At 36.0% G+C, this 2,337-nt stretch carries 2 protein-coding genes; both read right to left on the bottom strand.

All coding sequences use genetic code 11. The features are described from left to right. Window positions 1-633: 633 nt before the first annotated feature. Window positions 634-1,767: a glycosyltransferase gene (locus PE36_RS23410; RefSeq protein WP_006034602.1), complete on the bottom strand. Its 1,134-nt coding sequence runs from the start codon at window positions 1,765-1,767 to the stop codon at window positions 634-636. Between the two features lie 13 nt (window positions 1,768-1,780). After that, window positions 1,781-2,254: a hypothetical protein gene (locus tag PE36_RS23405; RefSeq protein ID WP_006034601.1), complete on the bottom strand. Its 474-nt coding sequence runs from the start codon at window positions 2,252-2,254 to the stop codon at window positions 1,781-1,783. Between the last annotated feature and the right edge of the window lie 83 nt (window positions 2,255-2,337).

The raw sequence follows: 2,337 nt of genomic DNA, 5'->3' as shown, positions 1-2,337 counted from the left end.
AAGTCGGCTCAATGAATTCTGTACTTCAACAATAAAACCGAAGTTCCATTGTTTATAAAACCAAATCTTTCGATTTAATTTAATGTTCACAATTACATTGATATAATATTTGGTCATTATATCTCTGCAAGTGCTCACACAGATTGCTTGAATAAATTGTTAAAGAACATTGACCTTGACGTCTTTCGTCGTAGTCAGGCTGCGTATTATACGCAAACCAGATTCGAAGTAAAGCATATATTTACACTTTATTTCAGGAGATTTAAAAAGTTACTTTCGAAACGCTTAAACACCTTTACTTAGCGGCTATTGCCGTGTCAGTGAGGTCGAATTATAGAGATTTAGTCGTTCCAAGCAAGTACTTTCTATCATTGATGATGAAAACGTACAAAACAAAAAGGATACGTGTCAAAACACAGCTTTATGTACAACAAACAATCTACCTGGTGTTAATTTCATTAAATACGTACTGCATTCCAGGTGTTGCAATGCCTTGCACTCGTTTATGTTGGGCTAGATATCAATGACAGGAACATGTCCTTCGACAATATAACCATTAACAATTGGGTATGAAGAATTCGAAGATTATGAGGAACCCCATAATGATAACCATTTCAGTGCAGGTAAGATCAATTACGTTGCGAGGGACATTGCCGTAAGCACACTTTTGTATTCACTTATATATCGTCGACTCATATGAAGATAATTGAATTCATGCATGACACGCTCATAAGCAAAGGTAGTTTTAATCTGGCTTTGATTTTGGACAAGACTTTTTGAAATTGCAATTTGTAATGCTAATGGATCTTTAGGCGGCACGATCCAGCCTCCATCGCCATGCGCGAGCATATGAGGCATACCTCCCACGTTAGTAACAACACAAGGAATTTTTGCTTGCATCGCCTCAAGTAGGGCGATAGGAGTACCCTCTGTAATAGAAGGCATTACAAAAACATCAAATAGGTTAAAATAACTCGATAGTGACTCTACAAAACCAAACAATAGAACATGTTCATTTAAGCCCAATAACCTAACTTTTTCACGTAATCGATATTCTTCACTTCCCGCACCAAATATAACAAGTGCAGTATTCAGATCACGTTCAATCAACTTAGGTAATGCATCGATAAGCGTATCAAAATTTTTTTCAACAGCAAGACGGCCAACGGCCATTAATCGTGTCGTTTTATCATGAAGAAAAGTGACTAAGCGCTCTTCAATTTCACAAGTTGGCATGTAACCACCGATACCATTCTCAATAACTCTGTATTGACTGGCTTCTAATCCTTGGAGACTTGGTATATTGGTCATGTGCTGACTAACAAGAAAAATTCTATTTAATCGCTTTAACGAGTACTTATCTAGATATTGATACAATGCCATTTTACTAAATTTAGGTGCAGAGACATAACCATGTACTGTTGAACAAAAACATTTAAAACTATTTTTTTTCGACATTAAGCCAAACAGTATGTTGAATTTATAACCGTGAGAATGCACAACATCAAAATTATGTTTATCTACAAAATCTTTTATGTAACGAATAATACAAAAAGATTCCACTTTATTCACTCGAATAGAATTTACAGCGATACCATGTTGACGACAAATAATTTCAAACTCTTTTTCTTCTTGTCCCTTATAGCCAAAACTAAGCAAAGCAGTTTCATGACCGAGTTCCTTTATTCCTATCATCAATTCAATTAATACTCTTTCAGCACCATAAAAACCACCACTTTCTATCACATGCAAAATTTTCATTTCCATAATATCCTTATTATTAACTTACACAGCGCCCTTTCCTTTTTTTCATACTGTTTAACTGTAATACTTTATGTAGATATATATCGCTGACGGTTTGCCAGTCATATTCAGAAAATAATTGGTGTAGAATGAGGGGCGTCTCACGAATGTGATAACCATGTAGCCATTTTTTGAATAAACTATCGGCTCGAATATTAGGCTGCAGGTTATCCATAACCCAAGTTGATATACAACCTAGCACCGGTGTTCTAGTCTCCTCTATAAAACACGCCACAAGCTTACGACTTAATTCATATTTTCTGAGGCGGATACTATTAGTATTAATAATTTCATACTGTTTCGTGAGCACTTTATGAGTCGATACATTTAAATGCTGAAAATGATCAACAACACAATTTATGACGCTCTCCGATTTATCGACCTTATTTGGACCATTAGCGCTACTATATTCATACCCGGCTAGCACTAACTCTTCTTCTAACCATGCCAAAGTTGCACAGCATAGTTGCATATCACTCCGATAACCGACACCCCACGACCCGTTACTTGTGATAACTGATCTTTATAGCGGTT

Source organism: Moritella sp. PE36, assembly GCF_000170855.1.
Classification (GTDB): Bacteria; Pseudomonadota; Gammaproteobacteria; order Enterobacterales; family Moritellaceae; genus Moritella.
The sequence above is the reverse complement of the archived record's forward strand: the minus strand, read 5'-3'. Positions and strand labels throughout refer to the sequence as shown.